The 22,015-nt window shown below is 61.8% G+C and carries 23 protein-coding genes and 5 tRNA genes; 16 read left to right on the forward strand and 12 right to left on the reverse strand.

All coding sequences use genetic code 11. From position 1 onward, the window contains the following. Positions 1 to 67: 67 nt before the first annotated feature. Positions 68 to 142, reverse strand: a tRNA-Val gene (locus G6N57_RS23600). 265 nt (positions 143 to 407) lie between these two features. Here G6N57_RS23600 and G6N57_RS23605 point away from each other — a divergent pair. From G6N57_RS23605 to G6N57_RS32220, 13 genes are all read left to right on the forward strand, one after another. Further along, on the forward strand, positions 408 to 764 hold the full coding sequence (locus G6N57_RS23605) for a DUF6636 domain-containing protein (RefSeq protein WP_077741699.1): 357 nt from the start codon (positions 408 to 410) through the stop codon (positions 762 to 764). 109 nt (positions 765 to 873) lie between these two features. Continuing rightward, a tRNA-Gly gene (locus G6N57_RS23610) sits at positions 874 to 946 on the forward strand. 30 nt (positions 947 to 976) lie between these two features. Next, a tRNA-Cys gene (locus G6N57_RS23615) sits at positions 977 to 1,050 on the forward strand. Between the two features lie 17 nt (positions 1,051 to 1,067). Next, positions 1,068 to 1,142 (forward strand) — tRNA-Val (locus G6N57_RS23620). Between the two features lie 349 nt (positions 1,143 to 1,491). Beyond that, entirely contained in the window at positions 1,492 to 1,668 is a 177-nt protein-coding gene (locus tag G6N57_RS23625; protein WP_162563911.1) for a hypothetical protein, read from the forward strand. Positions 1,669 to 1,793: 125 nt separating this feature from the next. Continuing rightward, positions 1,794 to 1,997 (forward strand): helix-turn-helix domain-containing protein, encoded by a 204-nt coding sequence (locus G6N57_RS23630; protein ID WP_077739150.1) that lies wholly within the window; start codon positions 1,794 to 1,796, stop codon positions 1,995 to 1,997. Positions 1,998 to 2,174: 177 nt separating this feature from the next. Then, the gene (locus G6N57_RS23635; protein WP_407665991.1) at positions 2,175 to 2,474 is read left to right on the forward strand and encodes a hypothetical protein; all 300 of its coding nucleotides are present in this window, start codon (positions 2,175 to 2,177) and stop codon (positions 2,472 to 2,474) included. A 147-nt stretch (positions 2,475 to 2,621) separates the two neighbouring features. Further along, a complete protein-coding gene (locus G6N57_RS23640; protein ID WP_077739148.1) occupies positions 2,622 to 2,909 on the forward strand; it encodes a hypothetical protein in 288 nt (95 codons plus the stop codon). A gap of 16 nt (positions 2,910 to 2,925) precedes the next feature. Beyond that, positions 2,926 to 3,213: a HigA family addiction module antitoxin gene (locus tag G6N57_RS23645; RefSeq protein ID WP_077739147.1), complete on the forward strand. Its 288-nt coding sequence runs from the start codon at positions 2,926 to 2,928 to the stop codon at positions 3,211 to 3,213. A 384-nt stretch (positions 3,214 to 3,597) separates the two neighbouring features. Further along, positions 3,598 to 4,752 (forward strand): PIN domain-containing protein, encoded by a 1,155-nt coding sequence (locus tag G6N57_RS23650; RefSeq protein ID WP_077739146.1) that lies wholly within the window; start codon positions 3,598 to 3,600, stop codon positions 4,750 to 4,752. A gap of 5 nt (positions 4,753 to 4,757) precedes the next feature. After that, positions 4,758 to 5,534 carry a hypothetical protein gene (locus G6N57_RS23655; RefSeq protein ID WP_133118364.1) on the forward strand — a complete coding sequence of 259 codons (777 nt, stop codon included), beginning with the start codon at positions 4,758 to 4,760 and terminating at the stop codon, positions 5,532 to 5,534. 207 nt (positions 5,535 to 5,741) lie between these two features. Beyond that, the gene (locus G6N57_RS23660; protein WP_077739145.1) at positions 5,742 to 6,521 is read left to right on the forward strand and encodes a GAF domain-containing protein; all 780 of its coding nucleotides are present in this window, start codon (positions 5,742 to 5,744) and stop codon (positions 6,519 to 6,521) included. Between the two features lie 66 nt (positions 6,522 to 6,587). After that, the gene (locus G6N57_RS32220; RefSeq protein WP_268950327.1) at positions 6,588 to 6,710 is read left to right on the forward strand and encodes a hypothetical protein; all 123 of its coding nucleotides are present in this window, start codon (positions 6,588 to 6,590) and stop codon (positions 6,708 to 6,710) included. A 370-nt stretch (positions 6,711 to 7,080) separates the two neighbouring features. Here the strand turns inward: G6N57_RS32220 and G6N57_RS23665 are convergent, their stop codons facing one another. The 7 genes from G6N57_RS23665 to G6N57_RS23695 all read right to left on the reverse strand — a co-directional run bounded on the left by G6N57_RS23665 (position 7,081) and on the right by G6N57_RS23695 (position 15,255). Beyond that, positions 7,081 to 7,458: a hypothetical protein gene (locus tag G6N57_RS23665; RefSeq protein ID WP_133118365.1), complete on the reverse strand. Its 378-nt coding sequence runs from the start codon at positions 7,456 to 7,458 to the stop codon at positions 7,081 to 7,083. Positions 7,459 to 7,577: 119 nt separating this feature from the next. Beyond that, positions 7,578 to 7,895, reverse strand: coding sequence for an HNH endonuclease (locus G6N57_RS32320; protein WP_077739143.1), 318 nt, complete (start codon positions 7,893 to 7,895; stop codon positions 7,578 to 7,580). 295 nt (positions 7,896 to 8,190) lie between these two features. Beyond that, positions 8,191 to 8,397 (reverse strand): hypothetical protein, encoded by a 207-nt coding sequence (locus G6N57_RS23675; protein ID WP_133118366.1) that lies wholly within the window; start codon positions 8,395 to 8,397, stop codon positions 8,191 to 8,193. A 296-nt stretch (positions 8,398 to 8,693) separates the two neighbouring features. Further along, positions 8,694 to 9,458 (reverse strand): hypothetical protein, encoded by a 765-nt coding sequence (locus tag G6N57_RS23680; protein ID WP_077739142.1) that lies wholly within the window; start codon positions 9,456 to 9,458, stop codon positions 8,694 to 8,696. A 33-nt stretch (positions 9,459 to 9,491) separates the two neighbouring features. Further along, entirely contained in the window at positions 9,492 to 12,734 is a 3,243-nt protein-coding gene (locus G6N57_RS23685; RefSeq protein WP_197908751.1) for a tape measure protein, read from the reverse strand. 1,193 nt (positions 12,735 to 13,927) lie between these two features. Continuing rightward, positions 13,928 to 14,119 carry a DUF6011 domain-containing protein gene (locus G6N57_RS32325; RefSeq protein WP_407665949.1) on the reverse strand — a complete coding sequence of 64 codons (192 nt, stop codon included), beginning with the start codon at positions 14,117 to 14,119 and terminating at the stop codon, positions 13,928 to 13,930. Further along, the gene (locus tag G6N57_RS23695) at positions 14,083 to 15,255 is read right to left on the reverse strand and encodes an AAA family ATPase (protein WP_077739140.1); all 1,173 of its coding nucleotides are present in this window, start codon (positions 15,253 to 15,255) and stop codon (positions 14,083 to 14,085) included. Before G6N57_RS23695 ends, G6N57_RS32325 begins: the two co-directional genes overlap by 37 nt. Before the next feature lie 89 nt (positions 15,256 to 15,344). On the opposite strand from G6N57_RS23695, the gene G6N57_RS23700 reads away from it, so the two are divergent. Further along, a complete protein-coding gene (locus G6N57_RS23700) occupies positions 15,345 to 15,596 on the forward strand; it encodes a hypothetical protein (RefSeq protein ID WP_162563910.1) in 252 nt (83 codons plus the stop codon). Positions 15,597 to 15,692: 96 nt separating this feature from the next. Here G6N57_RS23700 and G6N57_RS32330 read toward each other — a convergent pair whose 3' ends face one another. From G6N57_RS32330 to G6N57_RS31720, 3 genes are all read right to left on the reverse strand, one after another. Then, complete coding sequence (locus G6N57_RS32330; RefSeq protein ID WP_077739139.1) at positions 15,693 to 15,881, reverse strand: helix-turn-helix domain-containing protein; 189 nt, start codon at positions 15,879 to 15,881, stop codon at positions 15,693 to 15,695. Between the two features lie 213 nt (positions 15,882 to 16,094). Further along, positions 16,095 to 17,246, reverse strand: coding sequence for a tyrosine-type recombinase/integrase (locus G6N57_RS23710; protein ID WP_077741697.1), 1,152 nt, complete (start codon positions 17,244 to 17,246; stop codon positions 16,095 to 16,097). Positions 17,247 to 17,636: 390 nt separating this feature from the next. Next, positions 17,637 to 19,331 carry a serine/threonine-protein kinase gene (locus tag G6N57_RS31720; RefSeq protein WP_097926271.1) on the reverse strand — a complete coding sequence of 565 codons (1,695 nt, stop codon included), beginning with the start codon at positions 19,329 to 19,331 and terminating at the stop codon, positions 17,637 to 17,639. A gap of 182 nt (positions 19,332 to 19,513) precedes the next feature. Between G6N57_RS31720 and G6N57_RS23720 the strand changes: the two genes are divergently transcribed. Beyond that, positions 19,514 to 19,586, forward strand: a tRNA-Gly gene (locus G6N57_RS23720). A 47-nt stretch (positions 19,587 to 19,633) separates the two neighbouring features. On the opposite strand, the gene G6N57_RS23725 is transcribed toward G6N57_RS23720, so the two are convergent. Next, positions 19,634 to 21,313, reverse strand: a complete 1,680-nt coding sequence (locus G6N57_RS23725) for an alpha/beta hydrolase (RefSeq protein WP_407665950.1) — start codon at positions 21,311 to 21,313, stop codon at positions 19,634 to 19,636. Between the two features lie 117 nt (positions 21,314 to 21,430). Here G6N57_RS23725 and G6N57_RS23730 point away from each other — a divergent pair, with 117 nt between their 5' ends. Further along, positions 21,431 to 21,994 carry a TetR/AcrR family transcriptional regulator gene (locus G6N57_RS23730; RefSeq protein WP_077739137.1) on the forward strand — a complete coding sequence of 188 codons (564 nt, stop codon included), beginning with the start codon at positions 21,431 to 21,433 and terminating at the stop codon, positions 21,992 to 21,994. The last annotated feature ends 21 nt before the right edge of the window (positions 21,995 to 22,015 follow it).

Consider the following 22,015-nt stretch of genomic DNA (forward strand, 5'->3'; position numbering starts at 1 on the left):
GTCACGCCGGTGTGTGTGTCCGGCCACAAAAAACGGCCTCGGATTTCTCCGAAGCCGTGGGTGGTGATGGTGGTCCCGGCTGGGTTCGAACCAGCGACCTTCCGCGTGTGAGGCGGACGCTCTCCCACTGAGCTACGAGACCGTGGGAACGACGTCGAACACTAGCACGCATCTACGGCCAGGCCCGAATCGGTATCCCGCCGACCGACTTGTTTGATTTGCCAAATATGCACGCCGACGTGGGCGTATGGTCACCCGTCATGGTTCACCTGCGGGTCCGCTGGCCAGCTGTCGGCGGCGCAGTTTTTGCTGCTGGCGCGCTGTTTTCGGGGTGCCACAGCGCCCCTGCCGTCAAGACAGATCGAGCGGCTGCCGTAACGCCGAACTTCCACAGCGTCGCCGACGTGGTGAATCGGCAGGTCAAGGAACCGACCGCGTTCACCTCGCCGTCGGGCAACGTGGGGTGTTACCTCGACGCCTCGGTGGCACGCTGCGATATCCGCGACCGTAGCTGGGCACCGCCGCTGCGCCCGGCCGGTTGCAAGTACGCCTACGGCCAGGGCATGACACTGAGCCCGGGCCGGCCCGCCGAGTTCGTCTGCGCGGGCGACACCGCCCTGGGCTCCGGCGCCGAACTGGGATACGGGGATTCGATCACGGCCGGGACCCTGCGGTGCGAGAGCGCCGACACCGGCATCACCTGCCGCGACATGAAAACCCGCCACGGGTTCGCCATCTCCCGGCAGGCCTATCACCTGTTCTGAAACATCGTTTTTGGCCGCGCGTTGCCCTCCCGTAATGGCGATTTGTGTCTGCACGCACCGGTGGACTAATGTTCTGCATCGCGACGGGCGACGATCTCGCTCGTGGCGCGCGGATGTAGCGCAGTTGGTAGCGCATCACCTTGCCAAGGTGAGGGTCGCGGGTTCGAATCCCGTCATCCGCTCGAAGGTGCGATTGTGGCATCAACCCCAGCGGTGGAGTGGCCGAGTGGTGAGGCAACGGCCTGCAAAGCCGTGCACACGGGTTCGATTCCCGTCTCCACCTCCAAGTAAGAGTTTCAACCCGCGCGATTAGCTCAGCGGGAGAGCGCTTCCCTGACACGGAAGAGGTCACTGGTTCAATCCCAGTATCGCGCACCACATTCTTTGCAGGTCAACGTAAGTGTCTAGATCACCTAGAGACCGACCGGGCAACTATCGGGCAATAGCGCTCTCTCACTCGTAACGTATCGAGGGAGCTTCCCGCCCATGCCTATCGCCGCGCCACGCGGACCACCACATCAAGAGCTGCGACACTCCCCTGTGACGCGGCTCTTTTCATTTCTGTTGAGCAGCCCAGGTTTTCAGCGATTTCCGACCGTTCCTAGACGGCCCACCCGAAAACCTCTGCTCAAATGACTGAAGGCGGCTCCCCTGCCAGGGAACCGCCTCCGAAAACCCAAACCCCCTGCCAGGGGCTCAGCACCAAAACCACAAGGAGCGTATCCCTATGCGCGAAAACAGCGCAACACCCTGCGACTACAGCACCGAGGAACTGCTTGCCGAGATGCAGCGGCGCATCGAAGCGCACTGGCATATCAAGATGCGGCCAGGCCTCACGCTGTTGGAGGTCGCCTCGACCTTCCATGCGTACGCCGAGGATCTTGAGGACACCAGCGTGGACTGAGCGCCCGCCGAAACTGAACCGCCCCGGTTGGCGACGACCGGGCGGTTCATTTTTGCCATATCGGCAAAAATTCGTTGGCGCGGCGCACGGCGGCGTCGTTGCGGAGGAATGCAAAGATCACCGGCATGACCGTGTGGTTGACCGTCCAGGGCGCAGCCGAATACCTGAAAGTGTCGGAGCCGATCATCCGAGATGCCGTGAAACGTGGCGACCTTCCCGCCTACTCGATCGGCAAAGGGCGCGAGTACCGGTTAACCGCCGAGGACATCGATTCGTGGATGCTAAGCAAGTCCTGGGAGCCACGGAGCGACTACAAGAACCTCGACTAAGGGGTGTCCCGATTTGGGGACACCCTCGCTGACACTCAAGGGTGTCCGAGTCCATGGACGCCCAAGGGTGTCGACGGTCACCGACACCCTTGGTCAGGGGCCAAGGGTGTGTGCGGCGGTGCACACCCTATGGTCGCCTCCGAATCGATTCGAACATATGATCGATCCGTGGGCGATATGCAGGCCATCGGCTACGGCGGCCAGCCAGTCCGCGACGTGTTCCACGCCGTGCGACCGCCCGTACCCGTGCTCATCGACCTAATCGCGCTGTTCCCACGGGAACCACACTCCACGGGCCGCTACCACCCGTCCGGTTTGCAGATGGCCAAGGTCGTGGAAGGCGCACTTTCCTGCTGGGCGCTGTGCGAACAAGGCCAATGGTGGGGCCTCGTCACCTACCCCATCCGCTACGGCGCCGACACCAGAACTGTCACGCACTGGATCCCTGCGTGGGTGCTCAAACCGAAGCGGACCTAGCAGTCCGGCGCCGCTACCCCACGCACTGAATCTGTCGTATTCTGAACAACTTTCTTCAGAACACCAAGGGGGTTCCCATGACCTACTCACACACCTCCGGCATGCCGCCTGGCCACCAGCCAGGCGCACCGCCGACAGGAGTGTGCCATGAGCAGAACCGACAAAACCAAGCCGTTCTGGGTGAAGTTGATGCACGGCGACCTCGCCATCGAGGAGCAGCACAACCACACTGACGGCACATGCGACCTGCCTCCAATCGAGGACGCGACCGCATTCATCTACTGCACCACCCACTGCCGGCGCGCATTCGTCTTCACAGGCACCCGCGTGTGCTGCTGCAAGCTCTGCCAGGACCACGGCTGGGACATCCGCCCCGGCAAGCGCCAGCGCCTCGAATCACGCCGCACATGCCGCAACTGGGAGTGCGAATACTAGAGAGGAAGGTCCCACCATGGCCGACTTCAAACCCACGCACCCCGGCGAGATCCTGGAGACCGAGTTCCTGGAGCCGATGGGGATCTCTGCGTACGTACTCGCGAAGACCATCGACGTCCCCCAGTCCCGTATCAGTGCGATCATCCACGGACGGCGCGGAATCACCGCCGACACTGGCCTGCGGTTGGCGAAGGCGTTCGGGTTGTCGGACATGTTCTGGATCAACATGCAGGCCCGGTACGACGCTGACATGGCGCGGGTTGAGCATGGCGCCGAGTTAGCGAACATCTGCCCGCTGCGGTGAACGCAAGGCGAGATGAACCGGGGAAGAAAGGAGGCATCCCCGGGTCACCCGCCGGGTGACCGAGCAAGAGAAAGGCAAGCTCGGGCACCCAAGTCAGGACTCTGCCACCGGGCACCGACAAACCCGAACAGCGCCGAGGCGTTCATCAAGCAGCTCGTCGGCCCGCGCGATCCTCGGCAACGGCTCACCATCCCGCCGGCACGCAGCACGAACCACCGCGATCAACCAAAGCTCGGTATCAATCGCCTCAATGGTGCGCATACCGGATTAGACGGTATCCACCACCAAACGGTTCCCCGGGGGGCGGATTCGCCTATCCCCCTTCAGTAATCCACTCCAGACCAGCTACATTGGCGGACCACACCACATGTCACTGAGGGGGTCATGGTGTCGATGAAATCGGTCTTGTCGGAGTGGTACCCGCACAATGACGAGACCCTGGCAGACATCGTCAAAACAGGAACGATTTCTCTGGACACCAACGCTCTGCTTGACCTCTATCGGGTGAACCGCGAACAAAGAGACGACATCCTGGAAGTCATCTCAAGCGTCAAAAACCGTCTCTTCATTCCGTACCAGGTGGCGCTAGAGTTCCAGCGCAACCGCCTCAAAGTGGTACATGACACTGCATCTGCCTACGACAAGATCCTGGGCAAGGTCACGCTGCCTCAGGACGTGCTGAATGGCATTCGCGACAGCAAACTTAAGAAGCACGTCGAGAGCATTTTCGGCGAGGCAACCAAGGTTCTTAAGGACGGCTTGGCCGAACTTCAGAAGGAACATGCGCTCAGCCTTGAAGAAGCACGTCGAGACGACCCTGTCCTCAAGGCACTGGACGACCTCATTGAGGACGGATCCCTGGGTTCCGCCCCATCCGTCGAAGAATTGAAGAAACGTCGCGCAACGGCTGTGCAACGAATCAAAGATGGAATACCCCCCGGGTTTGCCGATGCGCAGGGCAAAGAGGATCCCTCAGGCGACTATCTGATCTGGTACGAACTACTAGATCACGCCAAGGAGGCCGGACGCCCTCTCCTTTTCGTCACAAACGATGAGCGGAAAGGTGACTGGTACCGGGAGTCCGTGGGTGGGCAATCGCTGGGTCCACTGCCTGCGCTGGTCGCAGAGATGCGACTAGCTTCCCCTTTATGCACATACCACCAAGTGCCGCTATCCACATTTCTCTGGCTAGCAAACCTGCACCTCGGCACCACGGTCGAGCCAGCGACCATCAAGACAGTCGAGAATATCGAGCCGGCAGGAGCGCAGCCGCCCTTCTCGGAGAGAAATCTCAACGCGCTGGTGTATCAAAAGATATTCGACTTATTAGTCGATAGGAATAAAGTCGACGTCGACACCCTATTGGAGTCAAAGGCCCTGAGAGATGCGCTCAACGATAGGCTTCAACGCGAAGAGCACGCTCGGACATTAGATAGAATATTTGAATCTATGCCAAGTATAGATATTTCCTGGGCGGCTGCAGACGACAATGCCGGCAATGAAACCGATTCAGACATGCCAAGCGAGGGCGGCGACTGAGCACAGTGGCCGAGTCCGATGGATTAACTGATGAGATTGTCTCAAACAAATGGCTGGAGATCGCTTCGGCGATCGAGGGGGTAGTGGCACGCATCCAGGACCCAGATGACTTCATTGTGCAGACATCGTCTGAGCTTGCCGGGGACGATGCCTGCAGCAGTCCCTACCACCTATCCCACTGCGCACGATGGTGTCTCAACGCTGGCGTAGACCATCTGCACGCCCTCAAAACGTTGGTCATAGATTCGTCCGTAATCCATTCGTCTGCCGACTACAGCCTCGCTCGTGGAGCCCTCGAAAATTTCGGTGCTGGATTTTGGCTGCTACATCCACCTGACCGGCGGATCAGAGTTGAACGAGCAATGCGGTGGTGGGCAAAGAATTTCAAAGACCAAAGCAGAGCTACAAAAGGTATGCCAAACGAGACCCCATTAGCGCCCAAGCTCGACAAACTTGTAGACATCGCGCGTGCAGCCGACTGTGATCTTAAGCGGATACGAGATGGCTACACTTCTTCAGAAGCACTGCAATACGCAGATCAGTATTCGTTGGCCCGCAGACCCTACTTAATCTGGCAAGTTTGCTCCGGCTTCGCGCACGGGCGACCCTGGGCCAATATTGGGATGAATGCGATGGAGAAACGTTCCACCGCGGACGAAGGTGTCTCGCTTGTTCGCTTGACCACAGATTACAAACGCTTGCTTGGCATCGCGTGGCCTGCGACGAGGCTGATGGAAGATTTCCTAAGGCTCTACCAAGATCGCGCAAAACAAGCGCCGTGAGTCCCTGGTCTTTCGTCTGCCCGACCTGGGCAGATCGGGCCGCCTTGTCCGATGCGCGAGCCGTCAGTCTGAGCAGCATTATTTCCGAGTGAAAATTGTTGACACTACATGCCAAGGGTTTTCCTTGGAATCGGCTGTGGGCCGATGCTCATCAGCGATAACTTTTGAGGATACTGCGAGCATCGGAACTGCACGGGGGTCAGTGCCATGGCTGTCAAGTGGGGAACGTTAAGCAGGTTCATTCTGACGGTAGTAGCGATTGTCGGAGTGCCAACCTGCACCTTGTTCGTCAAGCGCGCAGATGGCACCTATGACTGGCGGTGGTTCGGCGGGCAAATCTTCTTCGTATTGCTGGCTGCCGGAGTCCCCGCATATGCAGCCTGGCGGCGGAAGCGGACAGAGATAAGCGACCTTACGCGCTCCCGGCTCCACTTGAGTTTTACTCTGAACCCAGTCTTGCGGCGGATAGTCAGGCGCACTGTCGAGGACCCAGCAGCCCTGCGGAACGAAATTAGAGCCATCGTCGTTCGGGCCGCTGCAGATATCGTCGGTCCTGGGTTAATGACACGGTCTTGTTACTTTGAGCTGGTCGAAGTAACAGCCCAGCCGGCACAGGCCGCCCCACTCAAACAGCTCGTATTGGAGGAGCAGGCGGGTCGGGCAGACCCAGTTCTTTCCGAGTTCACGAGCGCAACCCCCCGGGGGGCGGACGCGATCAAGCTGGTGATGACCGATGGTCAGGTCCGGTGCCGTGATGTCATCAAGGAACCTCTGCCGCATTGGGCGGATGACGGAGATCAGACGTACAAGACCTTCATATCTGTTGCGGTCGTCGGTCACGGCACCGCATACGGCATGCTGACCGTTGATGCGCCGAAAGCCGGTGACCTCGACAAACGCGACGTCTACCTCCTGCGCGCCATGGCGGGACTGATCGCGGTCGCCAACACGATCGCTCAGGTTGTCCCTGGTGCTGGCCAGCAATAGGCTTACCGGCACGTACACTATCTATGTCAGTAGTTATACGAGAGGCGGGTTGCGATGGCAGTGACGATGAAGCCCGTTCATGACGAGCTGAACGAGCGCGCAGAGAAGATCCTCCAGAACCCGACGGCTTACTACGCCGAGGCGCGTGAGCTGGCGCGCGAGGAAGTTAAGAAGGAGATGGAGGGCTAAAACCAGCCCCGTCATTTCTCTACACACAGGTCGTGGGTTCAGCGCACCAATCGGGTGTCGCCGATCCCTTTTGCATCGCTGGTGTCGTCACAGTGCACATCACAACGCCGCTTTCTATGGGCTCGATACGACTTCATCCGGCAGGAATCAGAGCACCAACGGCGCCGTCTGCCAGTGACGCGTTCAGGCACCCGATGCCCGCACCAACCGCACGGAATCAAGGCCGGCTTTCTCCTGCTCCACATGCAATTACTCCTTAATGCGGGGCGTGCGGTTCGAAAACCTGGGGAACCGTACAGACAAGAATCATCAGCTTCCATCCGCTACTGAGAGGGGACGGCGGGTAGGGGGTCCAGGCCAGGGGGTCTAGTCAGTCTGGATCCTCATCGTGATCACCGAGGTCCATCTCGAAGGTGCTTTGGTAGAACGACTCTGGCCATTCGTCCCAGCCTTCGGGGACCGTCCGAAGGACGCTGTTGCCTAAGTCGGCGAGCTGCCAGATCAGTTCCCCAGCGCCTTTGGGTCCGTGCTTGCCGACGTCGTCGGGAAGGTCGTCGGTGTAGTGGCGAATGTTGTTCCACACCGCTTCCCAGTCACCTTCGAATGCTGCGTTGACAAACCGATGTGCGTCTTCGTGTGGCCCGCAGACGAGGTTGTTGTAACGGATCTCCATCCAGGTTGAGCCAGTCTTTGGATTGTCTTCGACCAGTTCGTGGACGAAGTAGGCGAGGTGGATCAACAGGTCCACGATGGGGTGATCGTGTTCATCGATCCCGTAGTCGGCGAGGATTGCGTATCGCATTCGGGGATTCCCGTGGCGAGCGCAGCGCACTAGTTGTACTGCGTCGCGGCGGATCGGTGCTCTGTTCATTTCTTGTGCCTGTCCCGTGCTGTTTTCTTCTTATGGCAATCCTTGTGTACAGCTCGGAGATTGTGGCCGTCTTCGTTTCCACCGCGTGCTTGGTTGCGAACATGGTCGACTTCGGTGGCGCCAGGGGTGTTGCAGAGGTAGCAGATGCCGTTGTCGCGGGCGAGGATTCGGGCACGTGTGGCGTCCCAGCCTTTGGGCTTCTTCCAGTTGCTGGTTCCCCAGCCGTATGGGTATGGGTGTTGCGGGCAGCGGGTGCCGCCGTGCACGAGTGTCGTGCATCCATCTGCAGTGCAGACTTTCGGCGCTCTCGGCATGTTGCGTCTCGCTAGTCTGCTAGGCGCACCTTGTCATCTGATGTGACGACGTAGGTGCGGGTGTGTCGGTCGATGAAGATTGGGACGTCGGAGGCGGTTGGGACTGGCCCGTCGAAGTGGTCGAGTTGGTTACCGCTGATGGTGAGTGGTTCTGCGGCGTAGATCTTTTGTGTGAATAGGGATTGAGCGGCATGTGGATCGTTGGGCTCTTGTTGCTCGCATTGGGCTCTGAGGGTGCGTCCGTAGAGCCCGCGCAGTCGTACCCATTGTGTGGGGTCGATGGGTGCGGTCATGGTCAGTACCCCGCTCCCGCGTAGCGGACGTTCTGTGTTCCCGCTTCTTTAGTGAAGCGGAGACGGATCTCCAACGATTCACGGTTGGCGTCGTTTTCGAAGTCTTTGAGGATCTGGTTGACAGTTTCCTCGTGCGGGTGAATCAAAGGCATTGTGAGTGCTCCTTTTACGCGTGATGTTTGGGTGGTGCCGCCCAGCCCGAACGACATGAGACAACTGGGCGGCACCGTTGCGCGGGTGCGGCGTCCGAGATCGCAACCACCAGAAATCTCAGGTGCACTGCCGCGCAAGCTTTGTGGTGGCCCCGCCCCGTCACCGTGCATGGGAAGAAAACCGGTGTGGGGGGCGGGGCCGTTGTGGCGCTGTCCTGCCCTGGTGTGTCTAGGCCAGTGCGGTGTGCGCCGGGTGGTGCGCCGTTGAGGGTGACTACCTCGGGCGTACCGTTCGGGCGGAGTCACGAGCAGGTGCCGTTGCGGCGGTTAGCTCGCCACCCGAAGCTCTTGGTCTACTTCTTTTTCCGGTCCGGGTCGTATTTGGACGGATCACTAGGCGGCACGGAAATGCGGTGTGCGACGAAGCCTTGCTTGATCCTGCTGGCATCGGCACTGATGAGCTGGAGAGCCTGCTCGGCGCGATTCAGTTTGGCTTTGGCTGCGCTGTATTCGGGTACGACTGTCGCCACGTCCGAGTCGATCCAACTGCTGGGAGATCCGACTGATTGCAGGTAGGTCGGTAGCTCTTGGAGGAGGGTCCCGAGTTCTTCGCGGCTTGCTTTGGCTACGAGTTCGCGGGCGACACCAAGCTTGTCGCCTTTCGTACTGTCGAGGAGTCGTTCGGCGCGGTTCCAGTAGCGGGTGGCTCGGGATTCGGCGGCTACGTCGCCGTTTGGTGAGAGGGCGCGGAAGGCATTGTCGGCTTCCTGTTTGGCTTCATCGCGGCGGGCTCTCACTCGCTCTACGTGGTCATCGATCACCTTCACGGCGTCGGTGTTGTTGAATGCGTCGATCTGTTCGCGGTAGCCGTCGGTTGAGTAGCGGTGCTTGTTGGCGTCGACCGCTTTGAGGTGTTTGCCGAATTCGTTGTACGCGTGGACGATCGCGGCGTGCGCCTGTTCTACGACGGTGCCTTCTGTTCTTGCGGCGCGAACCTTGACCGGCTGGGGGTCGATGCGGTACTCGTCGGGAGGGGGCGGTGCGACGTAGTTGTCCCGTTCGGGGTACATCGACTGTGTGTCGCCGGGTTCTGCGTAGAGTCCGTTTCCGATTGCCATGTGGTTGTTCTCCTCTAAATGTGGTGGTGCTGCTTACATTCCTGGTGCGGCGTACATGTTTTGCAGGTGGTAGCCGATGTCTCGGCCTTGGGCTGCTCCGTCGTCGCGGGTTGTGGTGACGTTGATGTCGCCGAATGTGGGGCCCGGCTGACCGCCTTGGCCGTGTTGGGTGGTGTTGGGGTCGACTTGGTTGGGCTGCAACGGTTCAGCACCCTTGCCTGCAAGGTTGGGTAGAGCGGGTGCAGCTCCGGCGAGTCCGCCGACGATGCGGGTGAGCCAGTTGTTGCTCGCCAACTCGCTGCCACCTGTAGGCAGGAACGTTTCCATCAAGCCTTGGGCGCCGATGCCGGCTACCTGTCCGCCGTACTGGATTGCCCGGTTGATGAGTTTCATGCCGGTTTGTGCGGCTTGGCCTGCGCCAGGAGCCATTGCGTCGAGTGCCATTCCGCCGGCCTGCATCGCGATGCCCATGGCGCCGCCGCCATCCATAGCGATGCCGCCGGAGCCTGAGCCGGATGCGGGTGCCACGTTTGCACCGATCTGTGTGGTGTTGAGCGGGGCGCCCATTGGGAGCCCTTGTGGCATGCCGGAAGCCATCGGACCGCCTGGCATTGACGGGACGCCGGTAAGTGGCGGCAGCGCAGGAGTGTTCGACGCTGGGCCGTAGCTCGGTGCACCGACGGTGGCCGGGGAAGCGGGAGGCCCGATCGATGCGGGACCGACACGTGTCGGCGTGATGTTGTTGCTGCCCCCGGGCTTGTACCAAGCGTGGACGTGGTCCTGGTGATCCTGCGTCGGGTTACCGGTGTGGCCGGACTTGTAGTCCTGCGGCGTCAAGCCGTGGCCGTAGCCGTACGTCTTGTTGTCGAAGATCGCGCCGTAGACGTTGGGGTCACTGAGCACTTGTTGGAGAACCTGTTGGCCCTGGGCAAGGTCCTTGACCATGATGTCCAGCGCACCGTTCTGATGCTCGCCCGCATAGTCTGCGGCGTGATCGCCGACGGTGAGGCCCTGCTGCTTCCAGAACGGCATCATTACGCGGTGGGCGAAGTCTCGTGCGGATTCACCCGGTTTGGCCATACCGCTTGGGCCGAAGGGCATTCCGCTAGCAGCAGCCGGGTAACTCATCGCGCCAGCGACACTGCCGCCGCTGAGACCGCTGACCAGGTCGGCGTACTGGTTGTTCTGATACATCGGCCCGAATGCGCCTTGCGCGGCGAGCACACCCATCATCCCGTGTCCACCCTGCGTGGGATTGGCCTTCTCGATGGCTGACAATTGGCCGAGTAGTGGTGCGGCGGCGAGGTTGGCGACGAACTTCGTGATGTTCTCGGCGATACCAACCAAGCCCTTCGAGATACCGAAGTCCGCATCCAGCGATGCGCCAACATCGCCAAGATCCTTGGTCAGTCCTTCAAGCTTCTTCGCGTACTTGTCCGACTGCTTCGTCAACTGCTCATACTGGTTTTGACGAGCTTCACCCATACGCATCTCAGCCGCGTCGAAGTCGCGTTGTGCCATTGCGGCTTCGTTGCGGGCGTTGAGCCGGTCGTCTTCGGTTGCGTTGGCGTCACGCTCCAACTGCGCAACACGAGCTGACTTTTCGGCCAACTTCTGGCGGGCGTCTAGGAAGCTGGACTCAGCACCGAACACTGAAGCGTCAGCGGGCATCCCGAGGATTCCGGGCGGCAAGCTGGTGTCATACGGGACCACTGGGGCGTCGGGCAGCTTCGGGCCGGAACCTGAACCAGCTCCGCTACCTGGTGCATCCAGGATCGGGTTGCCGGCAGGCGCATACCCAGCGGGGCCGTTCAGCGAGAAGGGAGCCAAGCCGTCACGGCGGGCAGGGTTGGGGCGGACCTGAGCCTGCCAGTCGTCATAGTCGAATAGGCCGCTGCCGCCTCCATACCCGGGAACGTTGAACTTGTTCTGCGGGGTATCGAAGTATGCGCGCCCATCCTTGTCGAACTTCACCTCGGGCAACCCAAGGTCAGTGGCGTCCTTCTGATCGGACTGCAACCCGACCATCGCCGGACCGCCCCACTTCATCAGCGTTGCCAACCAAGCCGGAATCTGTATCCCAGCAAGAGCGGCACCGATGCCCTTGGCAGCCTTGTCGGCCTTGCCTGGCAACACATCCAGTGCGCCGCCAGCCTTGCCGAACATCCCAACGAGATCGCTGACAGTCTTGAAGACACCGATCGTCTTCCACGCTATGAACGCGGCGGCAACGATCTTGATGGTGTTCTCCGTGCCGCCAAGAGCGTTCTTCAGCTCGTTCAACAGTTCAAGGATCGTCTTGCCTGCTGCCACACCGTCTTCGAAGAACTTTCGAATGTCGCCCTGGTGTGCGTTTACCCATCCTCCGACGTCATCGACGCGGACTCGCAGCGTCTTCAGCACCTCTACGAGTTCGTTGCCGTCCTCAGTGGGCTTCCCGAAAATCGCACCCAGGAAGTTCGCACCCAGGCGGGCCACCGACGTTTGCATGTTCGACATGGCGCCCTCGATGGTGTCGCCAGATGCCTTCGCAAACCCCGACGCATGCGACTCAACAGCCTTCATCAAATCGTTCAGGCCGACCTTGCCATCAGAGATCAACTTCTGAAGCTCACCACCGGTAACACCCAACTGCTCTTGCAGCCAAGGAAGAATCGGAATGTTCCGAAGCTCGTTACCGATCTCCTCCATCGACACCTTGCCGGTATTCGCGATCTTCAAAAACGCGCCACCGATCTCATCAACACCAGCCCCGGCGAACCCGGCAGCATCCGTGACAACGGTCATGAACCGCTTCAGATCACCCGTGTTCGACGCCAACGCCCGAGTGGCAACAGAGAACGCCTTGTCCATCGCGAACGGTGTATCCGTCACTGCCTGCGTGACCGTGTCCATCACGGCCTTCACATCGATACCCGCACGCCCGGTCGACTCCAGGGTGCGGTTCAGATTCTCGAGTCGGTTCTTCGCCGCATCAATCGACTTGTAGCGTTCAAAACCCTTGAACAGGGTGAGGCTGGCTGCGCCGATCAGACCGCCGGCAGCGACCGTGAACGCCGTACCAAGAGCCTTACCGGCAAGCGAACCAACCTGAGTAGCGGAACCCTGATATCCGGCAAGGGCGGACGTGAAACCACTCGTGTTGCCCACAGTCTGGCCGACTTGCCCGGTAAACCCGGTACCGAAGTTCCTGCCCGCAGTCTGACCATGCGTCGTGAACTGCCCCGTAACCCGCTGCCCAATATTGCTCGTAGACCGATCAATCGCCGCAGACATCCCACGACCCGCAGCATCACCAGCCGACGTACCAGCAGCACCAAACTGGCGCTCAATCCTGGCAGCGGCAACAGCGGCAGAACGCTCATCGAGGCGCGCTATAACGTCGACTAGGATTGGCATACGCCGACCCCCTCATCGACCACTCCCGTTGCGCCACGGCGCTTTCGCGCCTTTCCGATGGGGTGCTCACAAAGAGGCCCACGAACCCGAACCTGGAGGGCGTCCCACTCATCGTCAGGCAGCGCCGCTAGCGCCTCTTCCAAGGCTGCTTGCAGTGTTCCCACGGCGTTTCTCCTCCGCGTAGTCCTCAACGATGGAGCGGCGAAAGATCTTTGTCTTGCCCACGGTTATGCCATCGAGGTCCCGGAAGAGGCGCTGAGTTTGGCGCACTGTGAGCCCGAGGATCTTGGATGCGATGGTGGTGCCGATCCATTCTTCTTCTGGATCTAATTCTCCAGTGGTGCCCTGTTTTTCATGTCGCCGTGACGACATGGCGCGGACCTCTTGGTCAAGACGCTCATACAAGTGACCCACCCAACCCTCAACCGGAATCGGTTTGGGTTTGTTCAAAGTTCGTCGCCGTATCTCAGCTGAGACAACTCGGTACGCGTCACATATCTCACGCTCGCTGAGGCTCATAAACCGCCCTCCGCCATCGTGATTCGTGATGCTGCTGTACGCGCCAGTCGCCGGTCCTTGCCACCACGCCGGTACAGTTCGACCAGCAAGCGTGAATCCTGTGGCGGAAGGTGCCCCCAAAGCAGAGCCTCGTTGAGCGCGTCGCGATATTCCGATAGTTCACTGTCGGTTGCGGATTCGAACTCCAGAGGGGATCGAGGCTGGCGCATCATGATCGCCAGTTCCGGATGCGAAGGAAACTGCGCGCCTCCACGGCGGTTGGCCCACCTCACGCGATTTGTCGGGGCTCAGGCCGGCCAGGCGGCATCGGATTCGGGCGTGCCGCCGTAACGCCCCCAGGACGCTTCGATTTCGGCAAAGAGTCAAACCACGCAGCACAGGCTGAAAGCGCTAGACAGGACCGGCAGAGATGAATGGCAGCCTCGTGACGCTCCGCCGCATGCTCGACAGACTCACGCTCCTCACGCGCATCAAACAATTCATGCTTGCCGACACACTTCGCACCCTCTAACCGGGGGACATCGGAGAGCGCCCCGAAAAGCCCTTCGAGATCACTCACTTACACCGCCGCACTTCGGTCCGACGCCAGCCAAGACAGAGGCGGGATCGGTCAACCAATGTCCACAAACAGAACAGCGGACCGCGATCCGCCAACCTGCCAGATCATCTGTAGATGGTGCTGCCTCGGGGATCGTTTCTGGGAGCGTCATTCGGAGCCTCCCAAGTACGAGCACTCCATGCATTGCCCGCTCTCAATGGAGCCCTGTATGACAAGAGCAGTGCCACACTGGCAGGTAGGTGTTACGTCTGTTTCGACTGTTACGTTCGCATCGTTTTCGCTGATAAGAGCTGGGTTTAGGTACGCAACAGTGCCGTTCGTAACACTCGTAACGGTCGTAACACTCGTATATGCACCGCGTGCGGCTTTGACAATCCGCTCAGCACCCGCCAGTCGGTTGAGATAGACGCGAGCCTGGTCATTGGCGATGCCAAGCGCTTCGGCCACGTCAGACGCTGTCGTGTGCAAATGCGGGGCACGGTCGTTCACGACGGTCAATACGTCGAGTGCCCGGTCGCCCAGATTCTTCGTCTCACGCCGCGTCTGAGCCTCGGTTGCAGCCGAGGCTAGGTCGGAACCCGACAAGGTCCAAGCGCCTTCTGCTGTGGTGAAGGCGTATTCCCCCTCAGGAGCATCTCGTCCTGTGACTTGCAACGTGGCGTCATTACTGCCGCGCGACCGCCTCAGCACTAACACGTAATCTGCTGAGCCGGCTAGGCCGAGGGTGCCAGACAAGTCATCAACGAAGTCATCTGAGGACGCCTTGCGCGTGTGATGCACACCGAGCAGTGCTGATCCCGGAAAGGCGTCGACAATCTCTTTCAGCGCAACACCTGCCTGATAGTCGGCCAGGTATGGATCATCAGCCCGCTTGCGTTGCTGACGAGCGCGTCCCAACGTGTCAAGAATGATGAGCCCGCCAGGATTGCCGATGAGCCAGGTCGTGATCGTTGGAATAAGTAGGCCAGGCGGTACTGAGGTCAGGATGTGCAGCTTGTGTGGCGGCATGTCGGCGCCGTACACAGCTCGGATCCGGGACTGCAACCTTCGTCGTGAATCTTCCAACGCCAGCAACAGAACCGGTTTTTGATCGACCTTGATCTTGCCGAACGCGGAGCCACCTGCCGCCACCGCGAGCGCAAGATTCAATGTCCACCAGCTCTTTCCGAGCTTTGGCGGGCCAGCGACAATGCCGAACCCCTCCTGCACGATGCCGTGCACGAACTGCACCAACTCAGGAAAGACCTCGTTGTGGAGTTCGGCAGCAGTGATAATTCCAGCGAGAAGGTTGACTTCAGGCTCTACCTCGACCGTCGTCATGCGACGACCTCGGTGAGGGTGGCGAGATCGCGCCGGCCTACACGCCAGAGTGCGCGCCGCGTGGGGATCGTAAACAGTGGCATTAGGCCGTGCTGGAGAAGAAGTTCGGCGGCATTGATAGCAGCTTCTATCTGCTGGTCAGTGAGTTCCGGATCGTGACAGCGACAAATCCAGGGATCCTGACATCCGCATTCGAGAGGCTGGCAGCGGTGCGCCGCTTTGCGACGTCGGTCAAGTGCGCTAAACTGTTGAGAGAGAATGTGGTTCGTGGTGGGCCGGTCCTGGTGGTGCGGGGCCGGTTCATTTTTTGGGTGCGTCAAGTCGCACCTCCCGTCGTATAGGGCTCATGCGGGCACTTATTCAGTTGTGGTTCAGCGACTTTGATGTGGTAGTCACTGCACTTATTCGGTTGTAGGGTCTGCGTGTTTGCCGGATGCCTAACTGCCAGCAAACCGTTCCAGGTCGCTGAATCGGATACGGAGAAGCTTTGGTCCGATCCGCCTTCCCGGGATTAGGCCGCGCGCAATGTAGTTGCGCACAGTGCGGTCGGTGACGTGCAGGTAGTCGGCTGACTGCCGCAGCGTCAGCAACGTTTCCTCAGATGGTGCCGTTTGCGTGAAAGTCATGGAAATATTCGAACATACGTTTCCCTTGGTTGAGGGGGTCTAGAAACTAGACACCGGAAGACGTTCCGTCGAGTCTCGGCTCAAACAAGTGCCCCTGAACTGCCCTTTCAGCACTTCAGGGGCACCCCTGACCAGCCCTCGAAAAGCAAGCCTTCTCCTTTAAATGTGACATAGATCACATCAATTCTTGGACCGGGCCTGACCGTCGGTCAGCTACTCGCTCGTGGACTGCGCGAGTGCCGCCATGCGTTCAGCAATGGTGCGGTCCCTGCCCTGGGCTGCGTGCTGGTAGCGCAGCGCGGCTTGAGGACTCGAATGTCCAAGTCGCGCCATCAGTTCAGCCAGGGTGGCGCCGGCTACAGCCGCCATCACGGCACCGCTGTGCCGGAGGTCGTGCCAGCGCAAGTCTTCCCGGCCAGCAGCCGCGCGAGCCTTGTAGAAGTGCCGATACAGGGTGCTGGGCTGCAGGTGCCCGACTCCCCCGACTGGCGGGAACAACAGAGCGTCCTTGCCTTTGCCCACATATTTGTCTAGGTGGAGTTGTAACGCAGGGATCATGTTTGACGGCAGCACCACGTCTCGTTTACCAGCGGCGGTTTTCGGATCCCCCTCGATCCATTCACCCGTGAGGCGTACAGCTCCCCTGCGCACTCGAACCACGTCCCCGGCGATATCGCCGCGCCTGAGTTCTACGAGTTCACCGAATCGCAGCGCTCCCCATGCGGCGAGCAATGTCATGGCTCGCAGGTTCTCGGGCATCGCGGCGACGAGAGTGGCCAGCTCGTCGTGGTCGAGGGGTTTCGGTTTAACCTTGCGCTCCGACTGTCCAGCGCCCTTGATGACGCAGGGGTTGGCATCTAGGAGCTTGTCGTCCGTAACGGCGGTTTCAAGGATGGACCGCAGCAGGCTATATGAGTGCGCCCGGATGGTTGGCGTATCCGGATCGAGCTTGCGATACCAGCGGTCGACGGATTCGCGGGTGATGTTGGCGACAGGCTTGGATCCGAACGTTGGGTTGATGTGGTGTTCGAGCAGTTTTCCGTAGTGCGCTTTGGTTCGGGGTTTCAGCGGCTTGCCCTTCACTAGGCGCTCGTCTACCCATTTGTTGGCGTAGTCACCGAAGGTCGTGGCCTTCTTCTTCGCCTTCTTAGTCTGCTCAGCAGTAGCCGGTGGAGACCACAGCTCCCGGTCGATCTCGCGGCGGCGGTCGGTGAGCCAGGCTTCGGCGTCGATCTTGGCGGCAAAGGTGGCAGGAGCCGGGTACACGATGCCGTCCGGCCCCGTGTACGCAGCTTGCCAGCGACCGGATGCGCGTTGGCGGATTCGTCCGAAGCTCCGCCGCTCCCTTACCTGTCGTTTCGCCATCCGCTTACCCTCCATTTTGGGCAATATATGGGCAATAACAATACCTACGAGATTCCCCAAACGGTCCTTGATTCCCGTGTTTCTGTTGGGTACTGTAACGCATATCAGCAGGTAAGACGCCTGTTGTGGCTGGTAAACCAACTAGCCGAGAGAACTCTATGATACAGGTTCAATCCCAGTATCGCGCACCACTATAGCCCCTGATCAGGGGCTATTTTTTTGCCCAAAATCGGCGCCCTGACGGGCCCGCCCGGGGCGCTTACCCCGAACGGCGATCAACTGCTCGTCGCCGCTGCACCCATGACTTGCTCACACACCGTCGGCGTCACGAGAGGCGCTTCTCCAAACCCGGCAAGCCGGAACTGCCGGTGGGCCAGGAAGGTTCGGTACCTATGCCGGCGGCGGGGCCGGCGGAAGAGGTGGCGGCGGCATGATCGGGCCGATCGACGGCGGCGGGGGCGGCGCCAACGGAGGCTGGGGCAGCGGCACCGGCGCAGGGGCCGGCGGCAGCGGCGGAGGCAGCTGAGGAGCGGGCGGCAGCGGGGCCGCCACCGCGACCGGGTCGGCAATCGGGCTGCCCGGTGGAACTTCGTCGAGCCGGGTGGCGAGAACCGGCACGGTGATCACCGCGCCTTGCAGCCCGCACTCGTTGGATTGAATGGTCGTCGTTTGAGCGCCGGCCAGCACGCCGTCAGGCTGCGGCGTCAACGCCAAGGCCGTATCCATCGCCTGCTGCCCGGCGTTCGGCGCCTCGCAGGGCAGTGTGCCGCGCCCCGGCTCACCCAGCCACGAATTGTCGACGAGGCGGAATACCGCTGTCATACCGCCGCCTTCGGTATACGCGACGGCATGGTTGGTACCGTCCATCCGCGTCGACGTGGCAACGCACCCCGAGGGTGTGCAGGCCGACCGGAATGCCCACCAGTAGCTGGCGATCTGGTTGCCCGCCGCCGGCCACGGGTTGCCGTTGAGGGTGGCGCGGGGGTTGTCGTAGTCGAGGCGGTAGAGCCCGTCGAAAACCGGAGCGGCGGGCGGCGGGGTGGCCGCCGCGTTCGTCACGCTCGCAACCGAGGTGGCCGGCGATGAGTCCGGCTGCGCACTCGCCGCGGCGTCAGCGGCGGGCCACAGCTGCCACACGCCGATGCCGACGACGACTGCGGCGGCCACGATCGACGCGACGGGTGCCCAGCTCGGCAAGTCGGGTAACCGGAACCCGCTCGCCTGTTGACCGAATACCGGTGCGGCCGGTGCCGGCGTCAAAATCAGTGCGGGCATCGGGGTTTCATCGGCCAGCGCGTGGGCGAAAGCGCCGCAGCTGGCGAATCGGTCGGCCGGGTTCTTGGCGAGTGCTTTGGCAAACACCGGGTCGAGATCGGCCAACTCGGGTCGGATGTCGGCCAAGGCCGGCGGCTTGGAGTTGACGTGGCGGCTGACCACGACGGCGGGGTTCGGGTGGGCGAACAGCTGTGCCCCGGTCAGCAGGTGGTACGCGGTGCAGGCCAGGGCGTACTGGTCTGCCCGGCCGTCGACGTCCTCTCCCACCAGTTGTTCCGGTGCCGCATAGCCGGGGTTGTCCGCAGCGCCTACGTTGCGAGCAATTCCAAGACCGACGAGCACAGCGGGCGGCTCCGCCTCACCGTCGACGTCGCTGAGGATAATGTTGCCCGGCCTGACGTCGCGATGCAGCAGACCATGTTTGTGCGCGTAGTCGAGTGCCCCGGCAACCGCGATGACGATGCGGAGAACCTGTTCGCGCGGCATACCGTTGGGGTACTGCCGCTGGAGAAGACCGGCGAGATCGGCGCCGTCGACGAACGCCCTCGAGACCCACAGCCGACCGTCGTGTTCCCCGTGACCCCAGACCCTGGCAAGGCTGGGATGCCACAACGTGACGGCCGTATCCGCCTCGCGGTGAAACCGGTCCCGGTACCCGGGCTCGGCGGACCAATCCTCGGGCAGCACCGTCAGCGCAACACGTCCGCCATGCCGAGGATGCTGAGCGAGGTAGACCTCCCCTGTCCCGCCTGACCCCAGCGATCGAACGATCCGGAACACGGAGAACGCCTCACCGACGTTGAGCGGCATCCACGAATCCTACGAACTGGCCTCCGCCGCCTGCGTCCGGCATCCGGATCACCGGCGCCCGCCCGTTGCGCGGATTTGTTCTTGTTGCCCCACAATGCAAGTCAAACCGAGGGATTTGTGTCTGCGCGCACCGGTGGGCTACTGTTCGGCTTCGCGACGGGCGACGATCTCGCTCGTGGCGCGCGGATGTAGCGCAGTTGGTAGCGCATCACCTTGCCAAGGTGAGGGTCGCGGGTTCGAATCCCGTCATCCGCTCAACAGTGTGATCGAGCCGCGTACCGTTCGGTCGTCCGGCGGCCGGGTCAGCCGGACTGATCGCTCCGCGCGATCGCGTCCTGAATCCGGTCGGTCAGCGCGGGATCCCAAGGACGCGGCGCCAGGATGTCGACCCACAGGTCGGCGGCATCCGGGCCGAAGGCATGCCCGTATCCGTAGGGCACATCCGCGGAGAAGATCATGTCCAGCGTCACCTGCCAGAACGTCACGAACGGCAGCCATCGCATGCCCGGGTCCACATCGGGTCCCAGCGGTTCCCGCAGCCAGTCCGGGCGATGCAGCAGCAGGTCGAACGACCACCAGGTGATCGGGTCACTGGCATGCTGCCAGAACACCACGCGCGGAAACTCCCACGGACCGGGCAGATTCACATCGGAAGTCCGGGAAGCGAAGCGGATGTGGCGTCCCCGGTCGACCACCGGCAGGCGCTCGAACGAGCCGGCGTCACGGTTGGCGGTGATCCTCCCCCACGGCTGAGCGAAATTGGGTGTGCCGACCAGCAACGCGCCGTCGGTGCGGGCGACGATGTCCGCGCCCGAGGCGAACGCCGACTGTCCGCCGAAGGAACCCAGGCTCTCCCCGAACACCACGAGTTTCGGCCGCTTGGCTTCCGGCAGGGTGGCCCAAACCCGATGCACCGCTTCGAACAAGGCCTGCCCCGCCAACGGCGGTGTTTCCCGATCGGCGATGAAGGACAGCGCGCTGGGCAGGAACGAATACTGCATGGACGCGATCGCTGTGTCCCCGCCGTTGACGTATTCGAGCGCCGCCGCGACATTCGGGTTCACCCAGCCCCGGCCCGTCGTGGTCACCACCGCGAGCACCTTGCGCTCGAACGCGTGGGTGCGATGCAGTTCGGCGACGACCTGCTCGGCGATGCCGCTGACGCTGTCCGCCGAGGTGCGGCCGGCGTACACCCGGATCGGGGTGAGCGCCGGCTGCGTGGTCACCGTCGAGATCTGTTGCGCGCTCGGGCCGCCGGCCACAAAGCTGCGCCCTTCCCGCCCGAGGGTGTCCCACGCCTGTGCCGAGGCCGGCGAACCGGAGCGCTCCGGCGCATTCGGTTGTGTCACGCCCTCCGCGGTGCTCTTGTCGGCAGCCTCGGCCGACCGTTCGGCCATGCTTAGCAGTCCACGATGCAGGGCGCCGTCAAGCCCCATCACCACCAGGGCCACCACGATCACCACCGCGGTCAGCCGGGCGGCCGGCGCGGGCACGACCCGCCCGCCGACGTCAGTCAAACGGTTGGTGGCCCAGCGCAATCCACGTCCGATGACGACGAGGCCAATCGCGATGACCACCGCGATCAGCAACACCAGGAGGTAGAAGGACCGCTCGGTGCGCGGCATCCCGATCAGGTCGCGCAGGATCTGCTGCCACCATGACCCGAGCACCAGGAACGTCGGGACGACCACAACAGCGGTACCGGCCAGCGCCCACCACCCGATCCGGCGGGTGCCGGACGACCACTGCGGGCGGATCCCGCAGCGGCGCACCAACCACGCGATGGCACGCCCCAACCCGTACCCGATGCCGACGCTGATACCCGTCGCGACGCCTTGCAGATACCAGGCGCGGGGCAACAGCGACGGGCTCATCGACCAGGCGAAGAACAGCAGGGCGACGGCCAGTCCGACCGGATGCAGGGTGCGCGCCGCGACGCCGACGCGCGAAGGGATGGACGAGCCCCGCAAGGCACGCAACACGAGGTACCGCCCTTCATTCAGTTGGGTATCGAGACTGTAGTGGACCGCGTGATCGCCGGCCGATTGCTAAGGCTGGACTAACAGCTTCGGATTCCGTGGCGGGCGTTAGAGTCGAGCGTGCCCAGGATCAGCGCCTCATCGGTCGAAGAACACCGCGAGCTGGTCCAACAGCGCATCTTCGAGGCCTTCGCCACACTCATGGCCGAGCACAGCTTCGATGCCATCACGATGGCCAAGCTCGCGGCCGAGGCCGGCATCGGCCGCACCGCGATCTATCACCACTTCCCAGACAAAGAATCCGTGGTGATCGCCTTCGCCTCCCACGAGACGACGCGCTACCTCGACGGACTGCGCGCCGCACTGTCGGAGGTCGACGCTCCGGTCGCACGTCTGGGCGTCTACATCCGGCATCAGCTGGAGGCCGGGCAGGAATTCCACATGGGCATGGGCATGCAGCTCTACGGCACGTTGTCGCCCGAAACGATGCTGGCCATCCGCGACCACGTCGTGGCGGTGGAAGACGTGCTGCGCGAGATCCTGGCCCAGGGTGTGGCCACCGGGCAGTTCGTCGTCGACGACGAGCCGGCCACGATGTCGTTGATTCATGCCTGTCTGGCGCCGCGGCACCTTCCTGTCGAGGCAATCGAACGGTTCGTCCTGCGCGCCCTGGGCGCCGCTTAATCACGACCCGCCCTCGAACCC

This window comes from Mycolicibacterium boenickei, from assembly GCF_010731295.1.
GTDB classification, from domain to species: domain Bacteria; phylum Actinomycetota; class Actinomycetes; order Mycobacteriales; family Mycobacteriaceae; genus Mycobacterium; species Mycobacterium boenickei.

Coding starts and splice junctions, on each gene's coding strand:
- G6N57_RS23625 (WP_162563911.1), top strand. CDS start 1,492: ATGCGCGAAAACAGCGCAACACCCTGCGACTACAGCACCGAGGAACTG.
- G6N57_RS23630 (WP_077739150.1), top strand. CDS start 1,794: ATGACCGTGTGGTTGACCGTCCAGGGCGCAGCCGAATACCTGAAAGTG.
- G6N57_RS23635 (WP_407665991.1), top strand. CDS start 2,175: ATGCAGGCCATCGGCTACGGCGGCCAGCCAGTCCGCGACGTGTTCCAC.
- G6N57_RS23640 (WP_077739148.1), top strand. CDS start 2,622: ATGAGCAGAACCGACAAAACCAAGCCGTTCTGGGTGAAGTTGATGCAC.
- G6N57_RS23645 (WP_077739147.1), top strand. CDS start 2,926: ATGGCCGACTTCAAACCCACGCACCCCGGCGAGATCCTGGAGACCGAG.
- G6N57_RS23650 (WP_077739146.1), top strand. CDS start 3,598: ATGGTGTCGATGAAATCGGTCTTGTCGGAGTGGTACCCGCACAATGAC.
- G6N57_RS23660 (WP_077739145.1), top strand. CDS start 5,742: ATGGCTGTCAAGTGGGGAACGTTAAGCAGGTTCATTCTGACGGTAGTA.
- G6N57_RS32220 (WP_268950327.1), top strand. CDS start 6,588: ATGAAGCCCGTTCATGACGAGCTGAACGAGCGCGCAGAGAAGATCCTC.
- G6N57_RS32320 (WP_077739143.1), bottom strand. CDS start 7,895: ATGCCGAGAGCGCCGAAAGTCTGCACTGCAGATGGATGCACGACACTC.
- G6N57_RS23675 (WP_133118366.1), bottom strand. CDS start 8,397: ATGTCGTTCGGGCTGGGCGGCACCACCCAAACATCACGCGTAAAAGGA.
- G6N57_RS23680 (WP_077739142.1), bottom strand. CDS start 9,458: ATGGCAATCGGAAACGGACTCTACGCAGAACCCGGCGACACACAGTCG.
- G6N57_RS23685 (WP_197908751.1), bottom strand. CDS start 12,734: ATGTCTGCGGCGATTGATCGGTCTACGAGCAATATTGGGCAGCGGGTT.
- G6N57_RS32325 (WP_407665949.1), bottom strand. CDS start 14,119: ATGCATGGAGTGCTCGTACTTGGGAGGCTCCGAATGACGCTCCCAGAA.
- G6N57_RS23695 (WP_077739140.1), bottom strand. CDS start 15,255: ATGACGACGGTCGAGGTAGAGCCTGAAGTCAACCTTCTCGCTGGAATT.
- G6N57_RS32330 (WP_077739139.1), bottom strand. CDS start 15,881: ATGACTTTCACGCAAACGGCACCATCTGAGGAAACGTTGCTGACGCTG.
- G6N57_RS23710 (WP_077741697.1), bottom strand. CDS start 17,246: ATGGCGAAACGACAGGTAAGGGAGCGGCGGAGCTTCGGACGAATCCGC.
- G6N57_RS31720 (WP_097926271.1), bottom strand. CDS start 19,331: ATGCCGCTCAACGTCGGTGAGGCGTTCTCCGTGTTCCGGATCGTTCGA.